Raw genomic sequence first — 25,556 nt, 5'->3', positions numbered from 1 at the left:
CATGACCATTTTTTCTTATGCCTCTTGCTTTGCTATCTCTGCCTTTTACCATGATTGGGTTTGATAGCTATATATTAATGATTATGGAGTTTTTATTGAAATAATCATAAAATCAGCCGTCTATTTTAATAGCTTACTGGGAGCTGTATGGTATTTCGGTTATATTACCAATTTCAGCATATTACTTTTTTATTCGGTTTTTTTGGATTTGTATATGGAAAACATCGTGGCGTTTGCTTGGTCTTGTAATTATGATAATATCTTTTATATTTATGTTCTACTCTCCAAAGCCGGAATTAATATTTGACACAAATCATATGGCAGTAGGCATTAAAGACAAAGACGACAAGCTTATAATTTATGCCGATAAAATGCATACATTTAATAGAACTTATTGGGCTAATTGGTTCGGACAAAAAGATAGTATGGTATTACCTTTAAAAGATAATATTTTCATAACTAATCACGGACAGAAAATTATTATTAATAAAAACAATTATTGTAAAGACGCCGAAATTCATATCAACCTTAACTACAAAGCTAAATGCAAAGGAAGTTTAATAACGATTAATCATGATTTTTTTAAAAAAGTCCTGTTATACTTATCTTTTGCAATAAAAAGGAATGTACGGTAAAATCAAATAATGCAAGTTATACATAAAACTTTAAAAATTCCTTCAAAAGGATATAAAAAAATCTTGAGCCTTTTAAATGAAAAGGGGCAAGCACGACTTATCGGCGGCTGCGTGCGGGATGCGTTACTAGAGAAAGATAGCTACGATATCGATATAGCTACTAATTTAACACCGGATGAAGTAATAAATATTTTATCAAAAGCTAAGACAAAAACCATTCCGACCGGCTTAAAATTCGGTACGATTACGGCTATTTTAAACGAGGAAAAATTTGAGATTACAACTCTCAGGAAAGATATCGAATGCAACGGCAGGCATGCCAAAGTAATATTCACAAACGATTTTGCCGAAGATGCCGCAAGACGAGATTTTACTATTAATGCTTTAAGCTATTGTCCATTTAAGAACGAGATATATGATTATTTTGAAGGATTTAAGGATTTGCAGCAGGAAAAGGTTGTATTTATAGGGGAAGCTCTAGATAGAATTAAAGAAGATTACTTACGAATCCTACGCTTTTTTCGGTTTTCTAGCTATTATGCGAATCAGCTTGATGATGGCGGCTTTAAAGCATGTAAAGCTTTAAAAGACGGCTTAAAAACTTTATCACGAGAGCGAATAAAAAGCGAAATGGATAAAATCATTGTTTCAAAAAAAGCAGCACAAATTTTAGAAGCTATGTCCCACATAGGAATATTAGAACTAATATTCTCTATCCAAAATTATGAAATAGAATTTTTTGAGCAATCTAAAGAATTAGAATTAGCAACTAATTATGCTTTATTACTATATAATTTAAAAAATATAAATTCAAAGCTTCTTCTCGATTGGAAATTCTCAAGACAGGAAGCAATGCAAATATTATCGATACTAAACTTTCTGAATGATTCTAAAGATAGCATGAAAAAAATTTGGTTTAAAAAAAAGAACTATAAGGAATATTTATTAGCAGCCTGCATAATCAGTAAACTAGACCATTCACAAGTAAAAGAATTTATCTATAAATATGATACATTATTACGTCCGAAATTCCAAGTAAACGGCAATGATTTATTAAATTTGAATATAGAAAAAAAAGAGATAGGTACAAAACTGGAATATTTAAAAAATTTTTGGATAGAGCGGGATTTCAAACCCAGTAAATTGGAGTTGTTAAAAAAGTTATGAGAGATAGTGTGTTAAACCGTCATTGCGAGGAAAAATTGAAAATTTTGACGAAGCAATCTCGCACCAAAATCCTGAGATTGCCACGCTCCTTTCAGTCGCTCGCAATGACAATTTTATTATATCTCACCTTCTTCAGCCTTACTAGCTACGCTAAGCCTAAAATAGTTGTAAGTATCACGCCAATCGCTAGTATAGCCGCAATGCTTGTTAACGATAAAGCAGATATCGAGAGTTTAGCAGTAAACAATGATTGCCCTCATCACCATAATATAAAGCCAAGCGATCTCGCTAAAGTCAAAAATGCCGATATAGCTATTTATATTAATGAACAATTTGACGGTTTTGCCAAGAAATTAATTGATAATCATAGCAAAAATATTATCAAAATTAGCGATATTAAATCTTTAACCATTATAAAAGATATAGTCAAATCAGTTGGATTTAATTACAAGGAGCGAGGAGCGAAACCTATAACTAATAGGAGAGTGACAAGTGACGATGGAAGTGGATTCAAATCATTTGACTATAATTGGCATATTTGGCTTGATCTTGATAATGTAAGAATTTTGCTACAAGAATTTGCACGAATATTTAGCGAAAAATTGCCTGAGCTACAAGAAGATATTAATAATAACCTTTCAGCGGCACTTAGAGAATTAAACACGCTACAAGAAATTAAGAATAATGAATTTGTAACGATAAAAGATGTAATTTTATTAAGTGATAGTAGCGAGTATTTTTTTGTTAATACTAATATTAAAACTGCAAAATTATATAGCGAAAGTCAGAAAAGCTTACGATATATACGCAAGCTAGAAGATTTAATTAAAGAGTCTAATAATAAATGTCTTGTGTTAAGTAGCGAACAAAATTCACGATTATACGATAAATTAAACGCTAAAATAATAATATTAAATAGCGAAAACTGGAATGTGAAAAATATTAATTCAAGCACTTTTCAGAACCAATATTTACAAATGATTAATCAAGTTAAAAAATGCTTATATTAAATAACGAAGAAGAGACAAAAAAGCTTGCAAAACTTTTAGCACAAAACTTAAAGCTAAATGATATAGTCTTACTTAACGGTGATCTTGGGGCCGGTAAGACATTTTTTTGTCGTGAAATTATTAAACATTTTTGCGGTGAAAATACAAACATTCTAAGCCCGACTTTTAATTTACTGCAAACATATAAAACTTCCAACTTTACTATTTATCATTATGATCTTTATCGTCTTAAATCACCTGAAGAAATTTATGAACTTGGATTTGAAGAGGCATTAAACGGCAATTTAATTTTAATAGAATGGTCTGAAATTATTAAGCATTTATTTATCCCGCCTTTAATCGAGATAAATCTAGAAGTATTAGACGAAAATAAACGTTTGTGTAGCATTATATGTAGAAGTCAAGATTTAATCTTACAGACATTATAAAAATTATATCTGAATGTCTGATAAGTTATGACTGTCAGATGAGTATTCAAGATATAAGATTTCGTTATTCTTTTCAACAGCTAACTTTTTACTATCCATAAAAGTCTGCATAGGTGTTTTTCCATAGCAATATTTACCGGAATGCGGTCTTTCATTATTATAATATTCTAGCCAAATATCAAGATCTAGTTGTAGATCATCAAGATCAGTATAGATCTTTTTACGCATAGCAGTATCAAAGAATTCTTGTTTCATAGTTTTATTAAAACGTTCACACATACCATTTGTTTGAGGAGAATATGCTTTAGTAGTAGTATGCTCAATACCCTCAATGCTTAAGAACAATTCAAAAGCATGATGTTCTATATTACCTTTATACTCACCACCTCTATCAGTTAAAATACGAAGTACTGGTATTTGCTGACTCTCATACCATGGTAACACTCTATCATTAAGCATGTCAGCAGCGGTAAGTGCTGTTTTATCAGTATATAGTTTAGCCTCTGCAACCCGAGTGTAACTATCAATAAACACTTGAGAATATACCTTGCCTATGCCTTTAAAATTACCTACATAATATGTGTCTTGGCATCCTAGATAACCTGGATGCTGTGTATCAATCTCACCATGAGCTTCTTTCTCGCTACGCCGTTTCTCTAATACTTGTAACTGAGCTTCGGTAAGAACAATACCATCCTGAGCCATTTTGGCTTCTAATGCTTTAAGTCTTTTATTGATATTATTTAAATCATTACGTAGCCAAATAGATCTAACTCCTCCAGGTGATACAAGAATACCAGTCTTTTTAAGCTCATTTGATACTCGCAGCTGACCATAAGCGGGGTATTCTATTGCCATATCTAATACTGCTCTCTCTACGGCAGGATCAACTCTATTCGCTATAATTGGCTTCTTCCGACTAATCTCATATAATGCTTCTTCTCCTCCTGTTTCATATAACTCTTTAAACCTATAATAACTGTCTCTACTGTAACCCATAGCTTTATATGCTGACGATATACTACCAAGACTCCTAGCTAATTCTAGTAATCCTATTTTTGGCTTTATTATTTTTTGATTTAGATTCATCTCTAATCCTCCATTTAATATTATCTTAATTTTACTAAATGTAAGATTAAATCTCACTATTACACATTATAGCAAATTCGTCAGAATCTTCCCTTATTGATTTTTTATAAGCTTCTCCGTTATTTAGTACAAAGCTTGGTATTCAAAGAGATAAAAGTCCTACTAAAAAAATTGAATTATAATCATATCTATTTCTTTAACATCTTATCTAAAAAATCTTTACTCTCTTCCTCTGATAAAAAATCGCTTTTACTTGCATTTCTTGCTTGCATTGCTCAGTACATATCTTCAAACTGATTAAATTTCTCATATTCTTCAGGCGATATAAGGAGTTTGCTGTATTTATTTATAATTACTGGTGATTTTACTGCTTGAGTCATTGATGCTCCAATTTTAATATCTAGCTAATCAATTGTCATGTGATAAAAACGCCTTTTCAATAGGAAGTAACTTTAATTCCGGTAACATCGGCATAATTAAATCTATTCCGGCTTTTTCGTTACTATTACCGTGTACTAATATGAAAGAGCCATCTTGAACTTTTTCGCCTTTAGCAAGCCAAGCATTGCTACCAAGCGGAATAAATCCTAAATCTTTTAGCTTTTCTATTAATGTTTGATCAGAAACTAATCCGGGGAAACGAAAGAAAGGTGACGGAGCAATATTATAACTTACTAATATTTTCCCTGCTTCTAATACTTCATTTTCAAAATCATCTTTATTGGAAAGAAGAAAATTATCTTCAAGAGGTTTATCTTTAAAGTAAGGATGACTAAATGAATGATTAACCCATGTTATTTGTAAATAACCGTTTTCTTGTTGCTTTAATAACCATAAGAACTCTTCAGTATGCTTATTAATCCATAAGCCTGAAACGCATATAGCAATCGGAATAGGTTTATTTAGTTTGCTCGATAATTCTACGAGCTTTTTAAAAAAATCTTCTTCAAAGCTTTTGGAAGAAGGGCACATATCAATTGTCAAGAACTGCCCTTTTACTTTATACATGCTACTCGTAACACCGTAATTTTGCAGTATATAAGGTGCAGAGTTATATTTATTTAAAGCTTTAATATATGGAGTTTTATTTAATTTTTTTAGAAGATTTTCTTTTTCTGTTTTATTCGTAGGTAAAATTACCAGCTCTTGTAAGACTAGCTCAGTTTTAAAAGAATTTGGATCTACTAAAACGAAATATAATTTTTCATTAGACCTCTTGGGGAACTCTACTTCTAGAGGTAATTTGTACGTCGATCCGGTGCTCGAATCCTCACGTATGTCTATATACGCTGCGGTTCTGCGTTCCGTGTCTCCTTCAAATTCCTCTCTATAAGCGAGTTTCTCAAGAGGTCTATTGAAATAAGAACGAATGGCGATTTTCGTCTTTTTATCATGAATTACAGGCAAAAATACCGGTTTATAATCAGTTATAATCGCTGCTTTTTCATCCGCATAGATTAAATTAAAAAACAATATTATAAAAATAAAACTTAAAATATTTCTCATTACTATCCATTCAAGCATTGTTACGTGGACCTGCTTATCCGTCATTGCGAGGAAATTACAAAGTAATTGACGAAGCAATCCAGTTAAAAATTCTGATTTACAGAATTTTTTTTAATTATTTTCTAGGTTGCAACAATGCTTCGCTCCTCGCAAGACCTTGTTGCGTAGATATAAAAAAAGTAGCTGCGAACTAAGAAAAGTAGTAAACTGACAAAAAACTTAACCACAGGTGTGTATGTCAAAGCTACAAAAAGTTTGCAACTGGAAAGAATATAACAGAAGTTTAAAGAAAAGAGGAGCAATAATTTTCACATTTTGTGAAGAATATTTAAAAGAGTTATATTATGGAGGGGAACAGAGGCAAGGAGGAGCGAGAAGATATAATAGCAAGATGTATGAATATTTGCTAATATAGAAGTCAAGATTTAATCTTACAGACATTATAAAAATTATATCTGAATGTCTGATAAGTTATGACTGTCAGATGAGTATTCAAGATATAAGATTTCGTTATTCTTTTCAACAGCTAACTTTTTACTATCCATAAAAGTCTGCATAGGTGTTTTTCCATAGCAATATTTACCGGAATGCGGTCTTTCATTATTATAATATTCTAGCCAAATATCAAGATCTAGTTGTAGATCATCAAGATCAGTATAGATCTTTTTACGCATAGCAGTATCAAAGAATTCTTGTTTCATAGTTTTATTAAAACGTTCACACATACCATTTGTTTGAGGAGAATATGCTTTAGTAGTAGTATGCTCAATACCCTCAATGCTTAAGAACAATTCAAAAGCATGATGTTCTATATTACCTTTATACTCACCACCTCTATCAGTTAAAATACGAAGTACTGGTATTTGCTGACTCTCATACCATGGTAACACTCTATCATTAAGCATGTCAGCAGCGGTAAGTGCTGTTTTATCAGTATATAGTTTAGCCTCTGCAACCCGAGTGTAACTATCAATAAACACTTGAGAATATACCTTGCCTATGCCTTTAAAATTACCTACATAATATGTGTCTTGGCATCCTAGATAACCTGGATGCTGTGTATCAATCTCACCATGAGCTTCTTTCTCGCTACGCCGTTTCTCTAATACTTGTAACTGAGCTTCGGTAAGAACAATACCATCCTGAGCCATTTTGGCTTCTAATGCTTTAAGTCTTTTATTGATATTATTTAAATCATTACGTAGCCAAATAGATCTAACTCCTCCAGGTGATACAAGAATACCAGTCTTTTTAAGCTCATTTGATACTCGCAGCTGACCATAAGCGGGGTATTCTATTGCCATATCTAATACTGCTCTCTCTACGGCAGGATCAACTCTATTCGCTATAATTGGCTTCTTCCGACTAATCTCATATAATGCTTCTTCTCCTCCTGTTTCATATAACTCTTTAAACCTATAATAACTGTCTCTACTGTAACCCATAGCTTTATATGCTGACGATATACTACCAAGACTCCTAGCTAATTCTAGTAATCCTATTTTTGGCTTTATTATTTTTTGATTTAGATTCATCTCTAATCCTCCATTTAATATTATCTTAATTTTACTAAATGTAAGATTAAATCTCAACTATTACATGATAACTAAATTACATTTGAGCTTACATCCTTATTGTAACTATGTCTATAAATCACACAAATTATTATGATGAAAATCTATTATTTTGAGGGAAGCCCATAGGCGGTAATTTACCGGTACCCCCTCTTTTTCCTAAAAATGCAATGATGTTTTTCTCAAGTTTTACTTTTCCATTGTTGTTCCAACCTAAGCCATCTTCTTTATTAAATATTTTAATATCAAGTAACTTTGCATTCTTAAATTTTTGCAGCGTTACGCCTTGTCCCTTTTTCATTTCCGGTATCTCACCTATGTTAAATACCAGTAATTTACGGCTTTCACCGATGCAAGCAATACTATCCCCGTTTACAGGTAAACATGCTATACATGCGTGACCATCAGGCACGCTCATAATTTGCTTTCCTGTTTTTGTTTGAGCCATTACTTCATTTGAATTAACCAAGAATCCCTTACCTATACTACTTGCGAGTAATAAAAGCTGATCAGGCTTGTAGACTAAAATATTTGTAATATCGTTATTGCCTATATCGACAAGCAGCTTTATAGATTCGCCGGTTCCTTTACCTTTGGAAATATTATCAGCAAGCAAAGTAAAAAACCTACCTTCCGAACTTACTATTAGTATCTTATCGGTCGTGTAAGCTTCTATAATAAACTTCTCTGCATCACCTTCTTTATATTTAATATTCGATAAATCGGTGTTATGACCTTTTAACGAACGCACCCACCCCATTTTTGAGCAGATAATAGTAATCGGTTCTTTAGTAATAAACGCTGTTATATCAACTACCTGATTCGTAAGCGTTACTTCTTCAAAGCTTGTACGTCTAGCTCCTATTACTGTATTTAATCCAAATTTCGTTTGTACTGCTTTGATTTCTTTTTTAACTATTTTCCATAGTTCTTTAGGATTATTTAAAATCTCTTCTAATATAGCTTGTTGCTTCTGCAAGTTACTATGCTCATTAATAATTTCCTGCTCTTCAAGTTTGCGTAACGAGCGAAGACGAGTATTTAATATCGCTTCTACCTGTATTTCGGTTAGTTTAAACCGCTCCATCATTATAGCTTTCGGTTCATCCTCTTCACGAATAATTTTAATTATCTCATCAAGATTTAGATAAGCTATTCTAAGACCTTCTAGAATTTCTAAACGATGCTTGATTTTGTTTAAAAGATAAGTTGACCTGCGAGTAACAATATTTTGTCTATGAGCTAAAAACTCTTGTAAAACTTCTAAAATATTCATTACTCTCGGCACGTTATTACTACCGATTACATTCATATTTAGCTGAATACGGCTTTCTAAATTCGTTAGCTTGAATAGAGATTCCATAACTATTTGTGGATCACATCCCCGATCTCTCGGCTCTATAACCAATCTTATAACGTCGGTTGATTCATCCCTAATATTGCCGACAAGCGGGATTTTTTTATCCTTTAGTAATACCGCTATTTGTTCTATAAGTTTTGATTTTTGAATTTGATAAGGTATCTCGGTTACGACTATCTGATATGTACCGTAACTTAGCTCCTCTTTCTCCCATCTGCTTCTCACTCTAAAACTACCACGCCCAGTAGTATATGCAGCATTTATAAATTCGGCTTTATCAATAATTATGCCGCCGGTTGGAAAATCAGGACCTTTAATGAAATTCATTATATCATTAATTTCAGCTTTCGAGTGGTCGATTAAATACATTAGAGCATCACATAACTCATGTAAATTATGCGGCGGTATATTGGTTGCCATACCGACTGCTATACCTTCCGAACCGTTAGCTAGTAAGTTCGGAAAACCTGCGGGCATTATTATCGGTTCTAAATCTGAATCGTCGTAAGTAGGGCGAAAATCTACCGTATCTTTATCAATATCTACCATTAATAAAGTACATATTTCCGTCATGCGTGATTCGGTATAACGCATAGCTGCTGCATTATCGCCATCGATAGAGCCGAAATTACCCTGTCCGTCAATTAAAGGATAACGAAGCGAAAAATACTGAGCAAGACGTACCAAGGTATCATACACTGCCACATCACCGTGCGGGTGGTATTTACCTATTACGTCACCGACTACTCTTGCACATTTTTTATAACCAGAATTCGGCTCAAGTCTTAGCTGTAGCATTGCGTATAACAACCTACGATGTACAGGCTTAAGTCCATCGCGTACGTCAGGAAGCGAACGTGACATAATCGTTGACAACGCATAAGCAAGATAACGCTCCGATAACGCATTACCAAAGTCAATACTTTCTATTTTAGCTTCTTTCATAATCGTAACAATCTCTGCGGTGTCCTATTTTTAATATTCGAATAGTAATGTTTTCAATTTGATGTAGAAGTCAAGATTTAATCTTACAGACATTATAAAAATTATATCTGAATGTCTGATAAGTTATGACTGTCAGATGAGTGTAGAAGTCAAGATTTAATCTTACAGACATTATAAAAATTATATCTGAATGTCTGATAAGTTATGACTGTCAGATGAGTATTCAAGATATAAGATTTCGTTATTCTTTTCAACAGCTAACTTTTTACTATCCATAAAAGTCTGCATAGGTGTTTTTCCATAGCAATATTTACCGGAATGCGGTCTTTCATTATTATAATATTCTAGCCAAATATCAAGATCTAGTTGTAGATCATCAAGATCAGTATAGATCTTTTTACGCATAGCAGTATCAAAGAATTCTTGTTTCATAGTTTTATTAAAACGTTCACACATACCATTTGTTTGAGGAGAATATGCTTTAGTAGTAGTATGCTCAATACCCTCAATGCTTAAGAACAATTCAAAAGCATGATGTTCTATATTACCTTTATACTCACCACCTCTATCAGTTAAAATACGAAGTACTGGTATTTGCTGACTCTCATACCATGGTAACACTCTATCATTAAGCATGTCAGCAGCGGTAAGTGCTGTTTTATCAGTATATAGTTTAGCCTCTGCAACCCGAGTGTAACTATCAATAAACACTTGAGAATATACCTTGCCTATGCCTTTAAAATTACCTACATAATATGTGTCTTGGCATCCTAGATAACCTGGATGCTGTGTATCAATCTCACCATGAGCTTCTTTCTCGCTACGCCGTTTCTCTAATACTTGTAACTGAGCTTCGGTAAGAACAATACCATCCTGAGCCATTTTGGCTTCTAATGCTTTAAGTCTTTTATTGATATTATTTAAATCATTACGTAGCCAAATAGATCTAACTCCTCCAGGTGATACAAGAATACCAGTCTTTTTAAGCTCATTTGATACTCGCAGCTGACCATAAGCGGGGTATTCTATTGCCATATCTAATACTGCTCTCTCTACGGCAGGATCAACTCTATTCGCTATAATTGGCTTCTTCCGACTAATCTCATATAATGCTTCTTCTCCTCCTGTTTCATATAACTCTTTAAACCTATAATAACTGTCTCTACTGTAACCCATAGCTTTATATGCTGACGATATACTACCAAGACTCCTAGCTAATTCTAGTAATCCTATTTTTGGCTTTATTATTTTTTGATTTAGATTCATCTCTAATCCTCCATTTAATATTATCTTAATTTTACTAAATGTAAGATTAAATCTCAACTATTACAAATAATCATCACAACTAAAGATAAATGCAAACCTGAAACGCAAAGCACGTGTGATATACCGCTTTGCCTCATATCCTGCATTATTTGCCTGTTTAAACCTTTCGTCTCACCGAGTAATATCGCAGCTGCAAAATTCCCTTTATCTTTTCCTAGCTTGTCTATTAAATTATTATAAATAAAGATACACACTCTATAAATAAAACTATCAAAATTTGTCTCGTTACGTTCTATAATTTGTGGCTGCGACATGGCATAACCGTTTGCCCCTATATCCGATAGATAAGCGTAAAAACCAAAATCATACCCCCCGGGGAGTATAGCGTTTTGCGGCTTATAGAGTTTAGCAAGCAAAGTAATTCTGTCATTTATCCTAATTTCTTGTATATATTTTTTGATATACTAATTTAACTTTTTGTAAATTACGGTTAATTTTTTCAATCTTAATGTTGTTTAATACTATTTGTCCTCCTATAATAGTCGGTTTATCGATTCTACATTGCTGCTAATTTTTGTTATTATTGGTTTATGAAGTGCTTCGTCGTGTAAATTTGTCATACGATATTTAGAAATAAATACGCCAAAAATAAAAGCAATAATCATCCAATAAGTAAACTGTAAAAATATATTAGAATTTCTAGTAAAGGTTAATATTAAGCAAGCACAAAAAATGAAAAAAATTGTTGTAAATGAAAGCTCAAAATCAAGCGAAAAATAAACAATAATACCATAATGAAACTAACAAAATACCAAATATTTAAATTATTATACTCTGCTTCCAAAGTTATTTTAAAATATTGTAGCATTTTCAATTGAAAGTTAAAAATGTATTATACGTTATATCTATTATATTTTCAATAATTAGAATAAAATTCTCTCGTAATTATAAGTTAAGTTAAATTAACTTATATATTGCTTTTTACTAACTTATTTATTATAATGCCCAACGTTTATGTATATAAAATTTTAATTTAAATTGAGATATTTGTAATGAATAAGTTAACAGAACAAAATTTACTAAAAAAATCAAGATTTTTAAAATATTCTCTTCTGGCCTCTATTTCAGTAGGAGCGATAATCGCAATACCATTTGAGGGTATGGCGAGCAGCAATCAAAAAGCATTATTTCGTGACGCACCCGAAAAGAAATTATCGCTCAGATTGTCACAATCAAACGGAAATAGAGATACGACAAATACACCGCAGCAGATAGGAACAGTGATTGTACCGGAACCGGAAAGAAACACATATACTTCATCTGAAATAAGAGAAATGGAAATATCTAAGCAATCTAAAGCATTTAATCCTTCTAATCCATTAAAAGATATTCCTATAGAGGATCATTATAAAAAGGTATCACGTAGTAAGTCTGTTGTCGGAAAAGCAAGAGGAGTACGACCACCTACTAGAAGCAAAACATTTGTAGGTACTGAAAAAGTAGAGCAAAATCAAAATAATTATACTTCTAAACCGACAGAGCAAACGCCTCAAAAACCAGAAATTATAATAACAGCATCTTCGCCTACTGTTAGCCCAGCTTCAAATGGCTTTGTCACTGCACCTAATACACCAAATACTACCCTGACATCACCAGAACATTATACTACGGCATCCGGTACTCCATCAACACCGGCGACCCCGTATCAGCTTACTCCAGATTCTAAACCAAATGATAATTTGGGAGCTGAGACACCGCCAAACACAAACCCAAAGGTGGTACGAAAACTATTATTTAGTAACGAGCCACAACATACAGTACAACCTAGTACACAAGCTAAACCTTCAGTTCCTCCAAAACCCCTGTTGAGCAGTGCCGAAGTTGCAAAGAAAATGGTAGATAATACATTACGAGTTAATGAGAAGCTAGGAAGCAAGTTAGCTGACGTAGAATCGACAATTAAAAATACCCAAGGTAAAAAAAATAAAAAACCGTTACAACAGCTACAAAAACAGATAGTTTCATCACAGAAAAAAACAAAAGCACTAAAGTTAGAAGCTGAAGAGATAGGAATAAAAATAAAAGCATTAGATGAAGAAAATAAGAGTCTAACCAGTTGGAACAAAAAGATAGGAGAAGTAAAAAATAAGCGTGAATTGGATAAAGATAGTGTAAAATTAAAAGAAAATAATAAAAAAATAGATGAACTTCAGCAAAAGTTAACAAATAAAAACAACGAAGCAAATAGGTTATCTGAAGAAATAGATATTTCAGTAAATAAGGTAGTTTTAATAAAACCTCAAGCAAAAGCTCCGGTTACGGAAATGTCGCCGGCTGGGTCATTCTTAAATCAGCAGCAACAACTAGAGGTGCTTACTCGACAGCAGAAAGTCAATGCTGCTAGACAAGCTGTAGTCGATAAAAAGAGAGCGGAAGCAAATGAAGTAAAAAGAAATAGTGCAGAATCCAAAGAGCTAATAAGTGAAAGAGAGGGAGTTCAATTAGAACGCAATCAACAACATATTGCTGTGGAAAAAACAAAAAAACAGCAACAAGCGGAGGGTAAGCAAAGAACTGAAAGAGAAAAGAAAAGAAAAGAAAAAAATCATCAAAAAGAAAAAGCAAGAGATATAGTAAGAATCAGGGAAGACATTGCAAAAAAAATGCAACAAATATCAAATACTAATACAACATCGAACAGGTCGCAAGAATTAGAATTAAAAGTAGGAGCTATAGAGGATGAAAAGCAAAGACGAGAAGCGCAAAATCAATTATCGAAAATAAAGAAGCAAGAAAAAGATATAAAAGCGACGGCAGATGAAGCTCAAAAAATATTGAATGATGCAAAAAAGGAAGCAAGTAGAACAAAGCTAAAAAAACTGCAAGAGCAAACGGATAATCATGTTGCAATAGTAACAAATGATAAGATTGAAGAAAATATAAAAAAACCAGAGGGACTAGCTCTTGCTCTGTCAACAACTTCTTCTGCTGTTACTATTTCTAACCAGTCGCTAACAGCAAAGCCAACCATGCAATTAAGTGATAAGTTTCAGAGAACTTTGCCGGAGGATGAAGATGAGTACTTAGAACCAATAAAAGTTCAGCACCAACTTTATACAGTAATGTTGTCGAATCAAGAAGTAGCGGACCCTAAAAGTATGGATTCAAGTTTTAAGAGTTTGGAAGGTCAAAATTTGTCATCAGCCTATGATTTCGTGCAACTATCAGCGAGTTGGGATGCAGCGTATAACCAAAGAATGAATACAAAGGCTGAAAATGTACCTCAAGAAACTTTAACTGAAGAAAGTACTTATTCAGTTTCTAGTAAGAAAAAACAAGGTAATATAATAAAGAGAGCTGTATCAAAAGTAGGGTCAATTTTACAAACAAATGATGCAGAGAACAGAAAAAGGAAAAGAGTTGAAGAAACATATCATGCAGAAAGCAGTAAAAGGAAAAGAGATGGAGAAACCTCAAAGCAAAGAACAGTAGATAAAGAGGGGGGATTTGGTCAAGGTTCGGGAAATGGGCATCATAAGGAGCTTATTTTAAGCGTAGATAGTAAATTAATAGAAAAGGCAGCTCAACTTATAAGTGACTTAGAACAGAAGAGAAAGGAAATACAGAAAACAACTATTTCTTTAGATCAAAAATCACGTAATAGAGCTTTACAAGAAATAAATAATAATCAACAGGCAGTAATTAAAATTTCTCAAGAATTACAACAAGTATTAATAAATGACCAGAAAAATATAGAAAAATATAGTACAAAAATAGAAAGAAAATTAGGTGATATTGAAAGAAGAAAAGAAGAAGTGTTGAAAGAGATAGGAGCAGATACACAAGTTCGCCGAGGAGTTTTGTTTGATTTAAATGCTTTAGAATTTTTAGGGTATCAAAATAATCTTACTCAGACATTAGACACAGTTGTTAGGGCAGATAGTAGAGAGCATCCTGTATTATTGAATAACTTACTCAAAGGCTTAGAAAAAAGAAAGCAAGAAGCTAAAATGGTATTAGACCGAGCCATTATACATAAAATAAATAATCCTGATGATAATGAAGTAAAAGAACCAATAGCATTGGTGAATAAATTATTGGAAAAATATGATGCAGATATAGAATTAGTTAAAGAAGCTTTAGAGGATAACAAAAAGAATAATAGAAAGAATAATAATGTACGAAAACCTTTAGAACATTTAGACCTCGCACTTGAAGCAAAGCTTGCGCCTCTAAGAGAATATGATGCTTTAGATGAGAAGCTCCAAAAAGTGATTGCTTCTAAGAAAGATGTTGAAGTAGAATATCGCGCATTACGTAATCAAAAACATAATCAAAATCCAAATACAGACTTAGATAATGATCCAGAACTTACGGAGTTAGCTACAAAACATATAGATCTAGAGAAAGAACAGTTACAGTTAGAACGAGAGGTGCAACCAAGTATGGAAGAACATACATCTTATTTGTTTAATGATAAGGTTTATTCAGTCCCAAATAGGCCGGTGTTTTCACGACCACAAGATACAGAGATGATATATGCTGTACTTGATTTACCAAATAATGGAAACAACTATTCAGTTAAGGATAAGCCAGTATTTTCACGTTCAGTTTCAGCTAGTAGCCCAAATATATTTGGTAGTAATGAAGATTTATCATGGGATAATACAGGAGATATAGGAGTGGGTCATAGATATGGAGCCGAGGATAGCTGCCCAACTCCGGACCAGTCAAGCTCAAAGATAGCCAATAGTAATGATAAAAATTCAAGCGAAACTAAATTAGCTCTTCTACGGATATATCAAATGGCAGTAATAGTTAAAAGGCAAGAACTGGAACAATTGCCAAGGACAAGCCCAGGAGCTGCTCAAATCGTTCAGCAGATTGAAGTGCTGAGAGAAAAAGAAGAACTTGTAAGTAAGATTTTGAGTAGAGCTGAAAAAGACCCGTTAGCATTTGATCAAGCTTTTTCTTTTGAAGCAATAAATAAAGAGCTTAAGAAATACGATGCAGAAATTCCTATATCCTTGGATCCACAATATAATTCAGACGAAGATATTGCAATTTTAGTCAGTAGTCTAGATGAGGAGGTTGAAAAACTCAATCGTGAAATGGATAAAATTTCAGCGTCGGATGGTAAATCAGAATCTACCTTACCTGCAGGCAATGAAGAACAAGAAGACACAGAAGTAACAGAATCTGGTATTCCAAAAGCAGGAGATAAAGGGTTACTTGCACTACCTGTATCAAGTAATGAGTGTGCATTAGCATTAAGTGATGGTAGCGAAAAGGAATGTTTAGCATTAGGCGATGGTAGCGAAGATGAAAAAAGTTATGATTCAGGATTTGAAGAGGAAGAAGAAATAATAAAGCAATTATCCGATTCCGATGGGGGTAACCTTAAAATAACGGAAGTTGATACGGCTATTCCTCTTAAACAGAAAGCAAAAAAAGAAATGCAAACGCAAATTTCAGAAAATGCTCCTACTTTAAATCAAGCGAAAGTTGTTAATGCTATTGTAAATAATATGATTCGTAACAGATTAGATACATCTATGAATATGTCTAATAATATGGTAGCGGTAGGAGCCGGTGATGAAGAAGAATCTCGTATAAAAAGAGGTTTGTGGATGCGTGGTATGTACGGCACTAATAATCATGGACGCGTAGAAAATATGACCGGTTATAGAGGTACTAACAAAGGTGCTACTATTGGGCTTGATGTTGAAATCGACAATAATATTCTAGGTATAGCTTACAGTAATGTTCACTCAGTATTTAAATTTAAAAATAGCAAAAATAATGACAAAGAACTTATTGATAGTCATGTGGTTTCTATTTACGGACAAAAAGAATTACCGAGGAATTTTGCACTACAAGCTTTAGTATCTGCTTCTAAAAACTTTATTAAAGATAATACAACTTATTCATATGGTGATACTAAAATTAGAAGTAATGTAAAACATCGCAATCATAGTTATAATGCGGAAGCATTACTGAATTATAATTATCTTTTGCAGAACAAGCTTATTATTACCCCAAATATTGGCTTGAGATATGGGAAGTCACGAGATGGAGTATATAATGAAACCGGTATTAACGTACAAGAAATAGCTCTTACAACGAAAGAGAATAATATATTGTCCGGAATTGTCGGTACTAAAGTCAAAGTACCTTTAAAAGATGTTCTAAAATTTAATAATTTAGGTCTAACATTCCAAGGAGCGGTAGAACATAATTTTAAAGAGAAAACCCAAAGAATAAATAGAGTTGTTAAAATATTTGATACTGAATTTAAGCAAAATTATGCAATACCGAAACAACCGAAAACATCCTATAATTTAGGAACGGGTATTATAGGCAGTATCAAGAATACTACTATTTCTTTGGATTATAATTATTATCTAAATAAACATTATAGAAGCCATCAAGGTAGTGTTAAGCTTAAGGTAAACCTATAATTTTATACTTGCAATATTGGCAAAGTTGTTGTATAAAACTTCTAACTTACTGTCATGTCGTAGATTAATTCCATCACTGTCATACCGTGGCTTGTCCACGGTATCCAGAAAAAACTAAAAATACTAATACTAATACTAATACTAATACTAATACTAATATTTTTAACTGGATCCCGTGAATAAACACGGAATGACAACAAAAAAACTAAGCCGGCCGTAGTGCCACGGTATGACTAACATATCTATTTGCCTACTTTAAAGGCCCCTTCGTCTAGCGGTTAGGACACCACCCTTTCACGGTGGGAACACGGGTTCGAGCCCCGTAGGGGTCACCATTCTATATTTTTCTATAAACTCATTACCTCAAATAATCTAATTTTAAATTCAGAATAAAAATAATAATTGAAAATAATAACTTTTAATTTATAATGCTTCAAAAAATTTGGTTGAAAACACAAAGCTCAGTTCAATTAGAGCTATATAATACAACCAATAAAATTTTATGAAGTATACTTATGAAAGCAGATATGTTTTCTTCAAAAAATCCGGTAAATATAAGTGATGATCAAACAATTATAGCGTGTCTAGACCAGAACATCCCTTCATTTGTTGGCACCCCCCCAAAAACAATCGACAAAAGGAGTAGAATTTTCTAGAAACAAAGGAGGAGATTCTATAAATGACAATATCAAAGCACAGTGATAGCCAAATCATGTCTATCTTAAAGCAAGCGAGCGGTAGGATGCCTGTAGCGTCTATACTGAGAGAGCACAAAATACCATCAGCGACATTTTATAAATGGAGATCAAAGTATGGTGGTATGGCTTTGTAGAAGTCAAGATTTAATCTTACAGACATTATAAAAATTATATCTGAATGTCTGATAAGTTATGACTGTCAGATGAGTATTCAAGATATAAGATTTCGTTATTCTTTTCAACAGCTAACTTTTTACTATCCATAAAAGTCTGCATAGGTGTTTTTCCATAGCAATATTTACCGGAATGCGGTCTTTCATTATTATAATATTCTAGCCAAATATCAAGATCTAGTTGTAGATCATCAAGATCAGTATAGATCTTTTTACGCATAGCAGTATCAAAGAATTCTTGTTTCATAGTTTTATTAAAACGTTCACACATACCATTTGTTTGAGGAGAATATGCTTTAGTAGTAGTATGCTCAATACCCTCAATGCTTAAGAACAATTCAAAAGCATGATGTTCTATATTACCTTTATACTCACCACCTCTATCAGTTAAAATACGAAGTACTGGTATTTGCTGACTCTCATACCATGGTAACACTCTATCATTAAGCATGTCAGCAGCGGTAAGTGCTGTTTTATCAGTATATAGTTTAGCCTCTGCAACCCGAGTGTAACTATCAATAAACACTTGAGAATATACCTTGCCTATGCCTTTAAAATTACCTACATAATATGTGTCTTGGCATCCTAGATAACCTGGATGCTGTGTATCAATCTCACCATGAGCTTCTTTCTCGCTACGCCGTTTCTCTAATACTTGTAACTGAGCTTCGGTAAGAACAATACCATCCTGAGCCATTTTGGCTTCTAATGCTTTAAGTCTTTTATTGATATTATTTAAATCATTACGTAGCCAAATAGATCTAACTCCTCCAGGTGATACAAGAATACCAGTCTTTTTAAGCTCATTTGATACTCGCAGCTGACCATAAGCGGGGTATTCTATTGCCATATCTAATACTGCTCTCTCTACGGCAGGATCAACTCTATTCGCTATAATTAGCTTCTTCCGACTAATCTCATATAATGCTTCTTCTCCTCCTGTTTCATATAACTCTTTAAACCTATAATAACTGTCTCTACTGTAACCCATAGCTTTATATGCTGACGATATACTACCAAGACTCCTAGCTAATTCTAGTAATCCTATTTTTGGCTTTATTATTTTTTGATTTAGATTCATCTCTAATCCTCCATTTAATATTATCTTAATTTTACTAAATGTAAGATTAAATCTCAACTATTACAGCTAAGACACATATTATGTAGGTAATTTTAAAGGCATAGACAAGGTATATTCTCAAGTGTTTATTGATAGTTACACTCGGGTTGCAGAGGCTAAACTATATACTGATAAAACAGCACTTACCGCTGCTGACATGCTTAATGATAGAGTGTTACCATGGTATGAGAGTCAGCAAATACCAGTACTTCGTATTTTAACTGATAGAGGTGGTGGGTATAAAGGTAATATAGAACATCATGCTTTTGAATTGTTCTTAAGCATTGAGGGTATTGAGCATACTACTACTAAAGCATATTCTCCTCAAACAAATGGTATGTGTGAACGTTTTAATAAAACTATGAAACAAGAATTCTTTGATACTGCTATGCGTAAAAAGATCTATACTGATCTTGATGATCTACAACTAGATCTTGATATTTGGCTAGAATATTATAATAATGAAAGACCGCATTCCGGTAAATATTGCTATGGAAAAACACCTATGCAGACTTTTATGGATAGTAAAAAGTTAGCTGTTGAAAAGAATAACGAAATCTTATATCTTGAATACTCATCTGACAGTCATAACTTATCAGACATTCAGATATAATTTTTATAATGTCTGTAAGATTAAATCTTGACTTCTACACATAAAGCATAAGATCAAAATATTCCAATAAGGTTCCTATAGATAACAACCCTACGGCTTGCTTCTGTTCTTTTGTCAAACTTTTTTGTTCTTTTTCGTAGCCTAGCATAATTCTTGTATAAAAAATTAAATTGTAAAAAGAATTATGCTGTTTTGTATAAAAGTCAATAAAGGATTTTTAAATAGATTAATAATATTTCTTAATGCTTAATTACAAATTAGAGGAGTATCTAATATATTAGACCAAACTTTATCCCAACCTTTTGCATGAGAAATATTAGGAAAAGTTTGCTTTTTTACACATGGTGAGTTACTTGTTTTTACGTAAAATTCTGCTATGAAAGGCGGGACTCTTTTGTCATTCATGCCGGAGAGATGTAATTGAGGGATATTATTAACTTGCTTTGCATAATTTATCGGGTTTAACGATTTAACTAAGTAACCACGATAATTATGATATTTATCAAATTTTTCAGTATCTAAATTACCGGCAATCGTTATAATATCTTTAACATTGTTATTTTGAGCGGCAATTAATATTGTAAGCCCGCCCCCACCGGAGAAGCCGACTAAGCTAAATTTTTGTCCGTTATTGATAATATTTATGACATTGTTAATTGAATCTACGACTTCCTGCCCCATTCTTTTATCTAACCAATAATCGCTAATGCATTTTGGGTTCATTTCTAAAGGAGTATATTGACAAGGTCGTGCTATATAAACAACATTTGGTCTTTTATCCATTGTAGCAAGCTTTAAGAGCGTCGGATTAACAGGGGTAGGGTTGTCCGAGTTAACGCCGCCATCCGCAAGATGCCCATCTCCCTCAATATAGAATACAAAAGGTAGGTGACTAGCGGTAATACGTTGATAAATCGTAAGAGTAAAATCACTACCGTTTACTAGCTGCATCCGAAAGTTATTTTGATTAGCTATATCTTGCGAATGTTTTACTCTGCTAGCGACATCATGAGTAGTAGAACAGCCTGAAAGAAATGTTGGTATTAAAAATATTATTGCCCAAATAATTTTTTTCATTATTACAGAGGTTTAAAATTACTGATAAGTTTTTCTAAATCCTTAGTCATAATAATATCGATCTGTCCTGAAGATTTTAGTTCTTCATATGTTAATTCTTTTAAACCGCCACTTAAAGTAATTTGAACAATCTTATAATTTCTAGAACTCCAAAACTTTAAATAGGTATCTATATCTTTCATCCAAAATGGTGACCATTCTTGGAAAACAGTTAAGTTCGGAGAACGATCAATTAATTTTTGAGCTCCATAAACGGCATTTTCTTCAGCACCTTCAATATCCATTTGTAAGATATCGATAGTTTGAATTTCTTTTATACTGTCAATATTTACTGCATCAACTGTAATAAGCTCCTCTTTTTGTGTGGTGTCGAGTCTTTTAATATGGGAAGCATCGGTATTACCAGTATCTTTTGCTAAAAAAGATACTGTAGTATTTTCAGAGAATGCGGCTTTAGGGTATATTTTAGCATTAGTAATATTATTTAAAACTAAATTAGTTTCTAAAAACTTTAACACATAAGGATTAGCTTCAAAGATTAAAATTTGTCCTTCGTTTGCTAGCTTACTAATAAGAACTGCATGTATACCGATATGCGCCCCTAGGACTAGTACTTTATCTCGTGGTTTTATTATTTGACGCAATGCATTTTGGAGATGTGGCTCCCATTCAAGAGTGTCTGCAATATAATTACTTACATCATCTTTAGCTTTTAATAAAATATTTAAATTATTTTTATCTTTAATAAGCACCCCTCTAAAGTTAGAGTTTAAATTCAAGAGATTAGTATTACAATATGTTACTGGGCAGGGAGTGGATTCGGTCGTCACACATGTAGGATTACAAACAGACCCAAGTTTTGAGATTAATTGCTTATAATAGTTATTTCATTTTTTGTGCTTATAAATTCCTACTCCTAGTAAAATTAGTATAGAAATAATTAATAGCGTTATAATTTTGTTTTTATTTAATGTTGACATTTATGTATATCCTTGATTTTTTTATTAAAACGGTATTTCATCGTCTAGGTCGCTATGGTCAAAGGAATGATTTTTAGCTTCAGGATGTTTATATCCGCTATGCCCTGAATCTTGAGTATGATTATTAGAGTTTTTACTATCCAATAATATTAATTGTGAATTAAAATTTTGTAACACAACTTCCGTGGTATATTTTTCTTGACCTGAATTATCATTCCACTTACGGGTTTGCAATGAACCTTCAATATATAATTTACTACCTTTTGTAACATAGCGTTCTACAACAGATACTAATCCTTCACTAAATATCACTACTCTATGCCATTCAGTTCGTTCTTTTCGTTCGCTGGTAATGCGATCTTTCCAAGTTTCGGTTGTTGCTAAGGAAAGATTAATGATTTTTTTCCCTTCGCCCGTAGTTCTAATTTCCGGATCACGCCCTACATTACCTATTAATATTACTTTATTTAAACTACCTGCCATAGATTACTACCTATTTTAAAATATTATTATTGCAATAATAAAATAAAAGAGCCTATAATACTACAGGTTTTTTAAAAAATATCTCAAAAATTTTGTAGCGAAGTGATTATGAACCAAGAATATATTAAGGTACGCGGTGCTAAAGAGCATAATCTAAAAAATATAAATGTTGATATTCCAAGGAATAAATTTGTTGTTATCACCGGTCTTAGTGGTTCAGGCAAGTCTTCTTTAGCTTTTGATACTATTTATGCAGAAGGTCAAAGGCGATACGTTGAAAGCTTATCTTCATATGCAAGGCAATTCTTGCATTTACAAAATAAACCGAATGTAGAATCTATTTCCGGATTATCGCCTGCTATTGCAATTGACCAAAAAACTACTTCTAAAAATCCTCGTTCTACGGTTGGAACTATAACGGAAATTTATGATTACCTTAGGTTATTATATGCAAGGGTGGGTATTCCTTACTCTCCGGCAACCGGTCTTCCGATACATAGCCAAACAGTTTCTGAGATGGTAGATATAATTAATGAACTACCTAAAGGCACGAAAGTATATTTACTTGCTCCTATTGTTAGAGGACATAAGGGGGGGTTCAAACGTGAAATTATGAATCTGAAAAAGCAAGGCTTTCAGAAATTAATAGTTAACGGTGAAGTTTGTGAAATTGATGATTTACCGAAACTTGATAAAAATAAGAAGCATAATATAGAAGTCATCGTTGATAGAATAGTTCTAGACAAAAGTTTAGGTAATAGGCTTGCAGATAGCTTAGAGAGTTCGTTAAATCTTGCCGAAGGTATTACTTATTTAGAAATTGTAGAATTACCGCCGGCAGTTAAGACCGAATTTGAAAAAAATCAGCGCATTACTTTTTCCGAAAAATATTCTTGTCCGGTATCCGGTTTTCAGCTTACTGAAATAGAGCCTCGAATTTTTTCTTTTAATAGCCCTTTTGGAGCATGCCCTAAATGTGAAGGAATAGGTAAGGAGTTTTTCTTTGATAGAGAATTAATTGTTCCAGATCAAAGAATTTCCATTAAAGACGGTGCAATAGTACCTTGGGGTAGCACATCTTCTAAATTTATCCTAGAGACATTAAAGGCTCTTGCCGATCATTATAAATTTTCTATTGAAGTACCTTTTGTAAGTTTATCACAAAATGTTAAGGATATTTTATTTGAAGGTTCAGGAGAAGAAGCAATAAAATTTGAGTTTCACGACGGTTCTAAAACGCAAATAATAAAACAACCTTTTGCCGGTATAATACCAAGTTTGCAGGAAAAGGACCGTACTATAGAGTCGGTTTTAATTAAAGAGGAACTAGCTAAATTTAAGTCAGAACATAAATGTACTGCCTGCTCAGGGTTTAGATTAAAAGACGAAGCATTATGCGTTAAAATAGCGAATTTTCATATAGGCGTAGTAGCAGGTATGAGTATTGCAGCCTTGCAAAAATGGTTTAGTCACTTAGAAGAAAAATTAAATAAAAAGCAATTATTTATTGCTGAGCGTATACTCAAAGAAATTACTGAGAGATTAAAATTTCTTATGAATGTTGGGCTTGATTATCTAACGTTATCACGAGAAGCAGGTACTTTATCGGGAGGGGAAAGTCAGCGTATTCGTCTTGCATCTCAAATAGGATCAGGGCTTAGTGGTGTTTTATATGTACTTGATGAGCCGTCTATCGGTCTTCATCAACGAGATAATACAAGATTAATTGAGACACTAAAAAGGCTTAGAGATCTAGGTAATACCGTTTTGGTAGTCGAGCATGACGAAGAAACAATGTATGAAGCTGATCATATTATTGATATAGGACCGGGAGCCGGTATTCACGGCGGTCGTGTTATTGCAGAAGGCAATGCAGAAGAAATAAAGAATTTTGAAGAAAGTATTACAGGTAGGTATCTAAGCGGTCGTCAAACAATCAAAGTACCATCTGAAACAAGAGTAGGGCATGATAATAGGTCAATTGAATTACTTGGGGCGGTTTCTAACAATTTAGATAATGTTGATATCAAAATTCCGCTTGGTACGTTTACCGCTATAACGGGAGTATCGGGAAGTGGTAAATCAAGCTTGATGATTCATACTCTATATAAAGCGGCTCTAAAGCATTTAGAGCCGACTAGCAAAGTATTTCCGGGAAAATATAGAGAATTAAAAGGACTTGAATATATTGATAAAATTATCGATATTAATCAATCCCCGATAGGTAGAACTCCTCGTTCAAACCCTGCGACTTATACAGGTGCCTTTACCCATATTAGGGATTGGTTTGTGGAATTACCTGAATCAAAAGCTAGAGGGTATAAAGTAGGCAGATTTTCGTTTAACGTTAAAGGCGGTAGATGTGAAGCATGCCAAGGTGACGGGCTGATTAAAATAGAGATGCACTTCTTACCTGACGTATATGTAAAATGTGATATTTGTAATGGTCACAGATATAATAGAGAAACACTTGAAATAAAATATAAAGGCAAATCTATTGCCGATATTTTGATGATGACAGTAGAAGATGCAATGCAATTTTTTGAGAAAATCCCGTTAATCTATGAAAAACTAATTACCTTAAATGAAGTGGGTCTAGGCTATATTAAAATCGGTCAGTCTGCTACTACTCTTTCAGGCGGTGAAGCACAACGCGTTAAGCTTGCTAAAGAATTATCAAGACGTTCAACCGGTAAAACGCTTTATATACTTGATGAGCCGACTACGGGGCTACATATTGACGATATTAATAAATTGCTGAAAGTTTTGCATAAACTCGTTGATATGGGAAATACTGTTTTAGTTATCGAGCATAATTTAGATGTTATAAAAACGGCAGATTATATTATTGATGTCGGTCCTGAGGGCGGTGACAAAGGCGGTAAGATAGTTGTATGCGGTACTCCTGCCGATATCGCTGCTTGTGCGGAAAGCCATACCGGTAGATATTTAAAGCAATATTTGAAATAAG

At 33.1% G+C, this 25,556-nt stretch carries 16 protein-coding genes, 1 tRNA gene and 7 pseudogenes; 12 read left to right on the top strand and 12 right to left on the bottom strand.

Translation table 11 applies throughout. The features are described from left to right. Positions 1-8: 8 nt before the first annotated feature. The 3 genes and pseudogenes from AC0ODJ_RS01475 to AC0ODJ_RS01465 all read left to right on the top strand — a co-directional run. Positions 9-148 (top strand): annotated as a pseudogene (locus AC0ODJ_RS01475) (ComEC/Rec2 family competence protein); the annotation flags it as partial. A gap of 103 nt (positions 149-251) precedes the next feature. Beyond that, a pseudogene (locus AC0ODJ_RS01470) lies at positions 252-455 on the top strand (ComEC/Rec2 family competence protein); the annotation flags it as partial. Positions 456-644: 189 nt separating this feature from the next. Continuing rightward, the gene (locus AC0ODJ_RS01465; RefSeq protein WP_474464710.1) at positions 645-1,802 is read left to right on the top strand and encodes a CCA tRNA nucleotidyltransferase; all 1,158 of its coding nucleotides are present in this window, start codon (positions 645-647) and stop codon (positions 1,800-1,802) included. A gap of 17 nt (positions 1,803-1,819) precedes the next feature. Here the strand turns inward: AC0ODJ_RS01465 and AC0ODJ_RS01460 are convergent. Next, positions 1,820-1,897: pseudogene (locus tag AC0ODJ_RS01460) on the bottom strand (octaprenyl-diphosphate synthase); the annotation flags it as partial. 9 nt (positions 1,898-1,906) lie between these two features. On the opposite strand from AC0ODJ_RS01460, the gene AC0ODJ_RS01455 reads away from it, so the two are divergent. Together AC0ODJ_RS01455 and tsaE are read left to right on the top strand one after the other, a co-directional pair. Next, entirely contained in the window at positions 1,907-2,812 is a 906-nt protein-coding gene (locus AC0ODJ_RS01455; RefSeq protein ID WP_371920398.1) for a metal ABC transporter solute-binding protein, Zn/Mn family, read from the top strand. After that, on the top strand, positions 2,800-3,240 hold the full coding sequence (tsaE, locus tag AC0ODJ_RS01450; RefSeq protein ID WP_218460381.1) for a tRNA (adenosine(37)-N6)-threonylcarbamoyltransferase complex ATPase subunit type 1 TsaE: 441 nt from the start codon (positions 2,800-2,802) through the stop codon (positions 3,238-3,240). The genes AC0ODJ_RS01455 and tsaE overlap by 13 nt, the downstream gene beginning before the upstream one ends. Before the next feature lie 3 nt (positions 3,241-3,243). On the opposite strand, the gene AC0ODJ_RS01445 is transcribed toward tsaE, so the two are convergent. Continuing rightward, positions 3,244-4,329 carry an IS481 family transposase gene (locus AC0ODJ_RS01445; protein WP_121834048.1) on the bottom strand — a complete coding sequence of 362 codons (1,086 nt, stop codon included), beginning with the start codon at positions 4,327-4,329 and terminating at the stop codon, positions 3,244-3,246. A gap of 74 nt (positions 4,330-4,403) precedes the next feature. Between AC0ODJ_RS01445 and AC0ODJ_RS01440 the strand changes: the two are divergent. Beyond that, positions 4,404-4,511 (top strand): annotated as a pseudogene (locus AC0ODJ_RS01440) (tRNA (adenosine(37)-N6)-threonylcarbamoyltransferase complex ATPase subunit type 1 TsaE); the annotation flags it as partial. Positions 4,512-4,737: 226 nt separating this feature from the next. Here the strand turns inward: AC0ODJ_RS01440 and AC0ODJ_RS01435 are convergent. Continuing rightward, entirely contained in the window at positions 4,738-5,835 is a 1,098-nt protein-coding gene (locus AC0ODJ_RS01435) for a palindromic element RPE1 domain-containing protein (RefSeq protein WP_218460731.1), read from the bottom strand. A gap of 235 nt (positions 5,836-6,070) precedes the next feature. Between AC0ODJ_RS01435 and AC0ODJ_RS01430 the strand changes: the two genes are divergently transcribed. Continuing rightward, positions 6,071-6,250 carry a hypothetical protein gene (locus AC0ODJ_RS01430; RefSeq protein ID WP_474464706.1) on the top strand — a complete coding sequence of 60 codons (180 nt, stop codon included), beginning with the start codon at positions 6,071-6,073 and terminating at the stop codon, positions 6,248-6,250. Between the two features lie 34 nt (positions 6,251-6,284). On the opposite strand, the gene AC0ODJ_RS01425 is transcribed toward AC0ODJ_RS01430, so the two are convergent. From AC0ODJ_RS01425 to AC0ODJ_RS01410, 4 genes are all read right to left on the bottom strand, one after another. Further along, positions 6,285-7,370: an IS481 family transposase gene (locus tag AC0ODJ_RS01425; protein WP_121834048.1), complete on the bottom strand. Its 1,086-nt coding sequence runs from the start codon at positions 7,368-7,370 to the stop codon at positions 6,285-6,287. Between the two features lie 130 nt (positions 7,371-7,500). Then, positions 7,501-9,714 (bottom strand): DNA topoisomerase IV subunit A, encoded by a 2,214-nt coding sequence (gene parC, locus AC0ODJ_RS01420; protein WP_218460388.1) that lies wholly within the window; start codon positions 9,712-9,714, stop codon positions 7,501-7,503. A 180-nt stretch (positions 9,715-9,894) separates the two neighbouring features. Next, positions 9,895-10,980, bottom strand: coding sequence for an IS481 family transposase (locus AC0ODJ_RS01415; RefSeq protein WP_121834048.1), 1,086 nt, complete (start codon positions 10,978-10,980; stop codon positions 9,895-9,897). Between the two features lie 53 nt (positions 10,981-11,033). Then, positions 11,034-11,294, bottom strand: a complete 261-nt coding sequence (locus tag AC0ODJ_RS01410) for a ComEC/Rec2 family competence protein (protein ID WP_474464702.1) — start codon at positions 11,292-11,294, stop codon at positions 11,034-11,036. Between the two features lie 738 nt (positions 11,295-12,032). Between AC0ODJ_RS01410 and AC0ODJ_RS01405 the strand changes: the two genes are divergently transcribed. From AC0ODJ_RS01405 to AC0ODJ_RS01395, 3 genes and pseudogenes are all read left to right on the top strand, one after another. Beyond that, positions 12,033-17,441, top strand: coding sequence for an autotransporter outer membrane beta-barrel domain-containing protein (locus AC0ODJ_RS01405; protein ID WP_474464700.1), 5,409 nt, complete (start codon positions 12,033-12,035; stop codon positions 17,439-17,441). A 260-nt stretch (positions 17,442-17,701) separates the two neighbouring features. After that, positions 17,702-17,776 (top strand) — tRNA-Glu (locus tag AC0ODJ_RS01400). Positions 17,777-18,120: 344 nt separating this feature from the next. Further along, positions 18,121-18,264: pseudogene (locus tag AC0ODJ_RS01395) on the top strand (transposase); the annotation flags it as partial. A gap of 43 nt (positions 18,265-18,307) precedes the next feature. Here the strand turns inward: AC0ODJ_RS01395 and AC0ODJ_RS01390 are convergent. Next, positions 18,308-19,393, bottom strand: a complete 1,086-nt coding sequence (locus tag AC0ODJ_RS01390; RefSeq protein WP_474465637.1) for an IS481 family transposase — start codon at positions 19,391-19,393, stop codon at positions 18,308-18,310. Between the two features lie 70 nt (positions 19,394-19,463). Between AC0ODJ_RS01390 and AC0ODJ_RS01385 the strand changes: the two are divergent. Next, positions 19,464-20,045, top strand: a pseudogene (locus AC0ODJ_RS01385) (integrase core domain-containing protein); the annotation flags it as partial. Positions 20,046-20,082: 37 nt separating this feature from the next. Here AC0ODJ_RS01385 and AC0ODJ_RS01380 read toward each other — a convergent pair. From AC0ODJ_RS01380 to AC0ODJ_RS01365, 4 genes and pseudogenes are all read right to left on the bottom strand, one after another. After that, positions 20,083-20,193, bottom strand: a pseudogene (locus AC0ODJ_RS01380) (MFS transporter); the annotation flags it as partial. 98 nt (positions 20,194-20,291) lie between these two features. Then, positions 20,292-21,122: an alpha/beta hydrolase family protein gene (locus AC0ODJ_RS01375; RefSeq protein WP_218460723.1), complete on the bottom strand. Its 831-nt coding sequence runs from the start codon at positions 21,120-21,122 to the stop codon at positions 20,292-20,294. A 2-nt stretch (positions 21,123-21,124) separates the two neighbouring features. Then, entirely contained in the window at positions 21,125-21,874 is a 750-nt protein-coding gene (locus AC0ODJ_RS01370; RefSeq protein WP_474464697.1) for an FkbM family methyltransferase, read from the bottom strand. A 252-nt stretch (positions 21,875-22,126) separates the two neighbouring features. Then, positions 22,127-22,585 carry a single-stranded DNA-binding protein gene (locus tag AC0ODJ_RS01365; RefSeq protein WP_218460721.1) on the bottom strand — a complete coding sequence of 153 codons (459 nt, stop codon included), beginning with the start codon at positions 22,583-22,585 and terminating at the stop codon, positions 22,127-22,129. A 108-nt stretch (positions 22,586-22,693) separates the two neighbouring features. Here AC0ODJ_RS01365 and uvrA point away from each other — a divergent pair, with 108 nt between their 5' ends. Next, the gene (gene uvrA, locus AC0ODJ_RS01360) at positions 22,694-25,555 is read left to right on the top strand and encodes an excinuclease ABC subunit UvrA (protein ID WP_474464693.1); all 2,862 of its coding nucleotides are present in this window, start codon (positions 22,694-22,696) and stop codon (positions 25,553-25,555) included. The last annotated feature ends 1 nt before the right edge of the window (position 25,556 follow it).

The organism is Rickettsia senegalensis, from assembly GCF_056135685.1.
This window is presented reverse-complemented; position numbering and strand designations above follow the sequence as displayed.

Excerpts from the sequence above, each read along its gene's own strand:
- AC0ODJ_RS01425 (WP_121834048.1), bottom strand. The coding sequence starts at position 7,370 with ATGAATCTAAATCAAAAAATAATAAAGCCAAAAATAGGATTACTAGAA.
- AC0ODJ_RS01390 (WP_474465637.1), bottom strand. The coding sequence starts at position 19,393 with ATGAATCTAAATCAAAAAATAATAAAGCCAAAAATAGGATTACTAGAA.
- AC0ODJ_RS01410 (WP_474464702.1), bottom strand. The coding sequence starts at position 11,294 with ATGTCGCAGCCACAAATTATAGAACGTAACGAGACAAATTTTGATAGT.
- AC0ODJ_RS01445 (WP_121834048.1), bottom strand. The coding sequence starts at position 4,329 with ATGAATCTAAATCAAAAAATAATAAAGCCAAAAATAGGATTACTAGAA.
- AC0ODJ_RS01430 (WP_474464706.1), top strand. The coding sequence starts at position 6,071 with ATGTCAAAGCTACAAAAAGTTTGCAACTGGAAAGAATATAACAGAAGT.
- AC0ODJ_RS01375 (WP_218460723.1), bottom strand. The coding sequence starts at position 21,122 with ATGAAAAAAATTATTTGGGCAATAATATTTTTAATACCAACATTTCTT.
- AC0ODJ_RS01405 (WP_474464700.1), top strand. The coding sequence starts at position 12,033 with ATGAATAAGTTAACAGAACAAAATTTACTAAAAAAATCAAGATTTTTA.
- AC0ODJ_RS01455 (WP_371920398.1), top strand. The coding sequence starts at position 1,907 with ATGACAATTTTATTATATCTCACCTTCTTCAGCCTTACTAGCTACGCT.
- AC0ODJ_RS01415 (WP_121834048.1), bottom strand. The coding sequence starts at position 10,980 with ATGAATCTAAATCAAAAAATAATAAAGCCAAAAATAGGATTACTAGAA.
- uvrA (WP_474464693.1), top strand. The coding sequence starts at position 22,694 with ATGAACCAAGAATATATTAAGGTACGCGGTGCTAAAGAGCATAATCTA.
- AC0ODJ_RS01465 (WP_474464710.1), top strand. The coding sequence starts at position 645 with ATGCAAGTTATACATAAAACTTTAAAAATTCCTTCAAAAGGATATAAA.
- tsaE (WP_218460381.1), top strand. The coding sequence starts at position 2,800 with ATGCTTATATTAAATAACGAAGAAGAGACAAAAAAGCTTGCAAAACTT.
- AC0ODJ_RS01435 (WP_218460731.1), bottom strand. The coding sequence starts at position 5,835 with ATGAGAAATATTTTAAGTTTTATTTTTATAATATTGTTTTTTAATTTA.
- AC0ODJ_RS01365 (WP_218460721.1), bottom strand. The coding sequence starts at position 22,585 with ATGGCAGGTAGTTTAAATAAAGTAATATTAATAGGTAATGTAGGGCGT.
- parC (WP_218460388.1), bottom strand. The coding sequence starts at position 9,714 with ATGAAAGAAGCTAAAATAGAAAGTATTGACTTTGGTAATGCGTTATCG.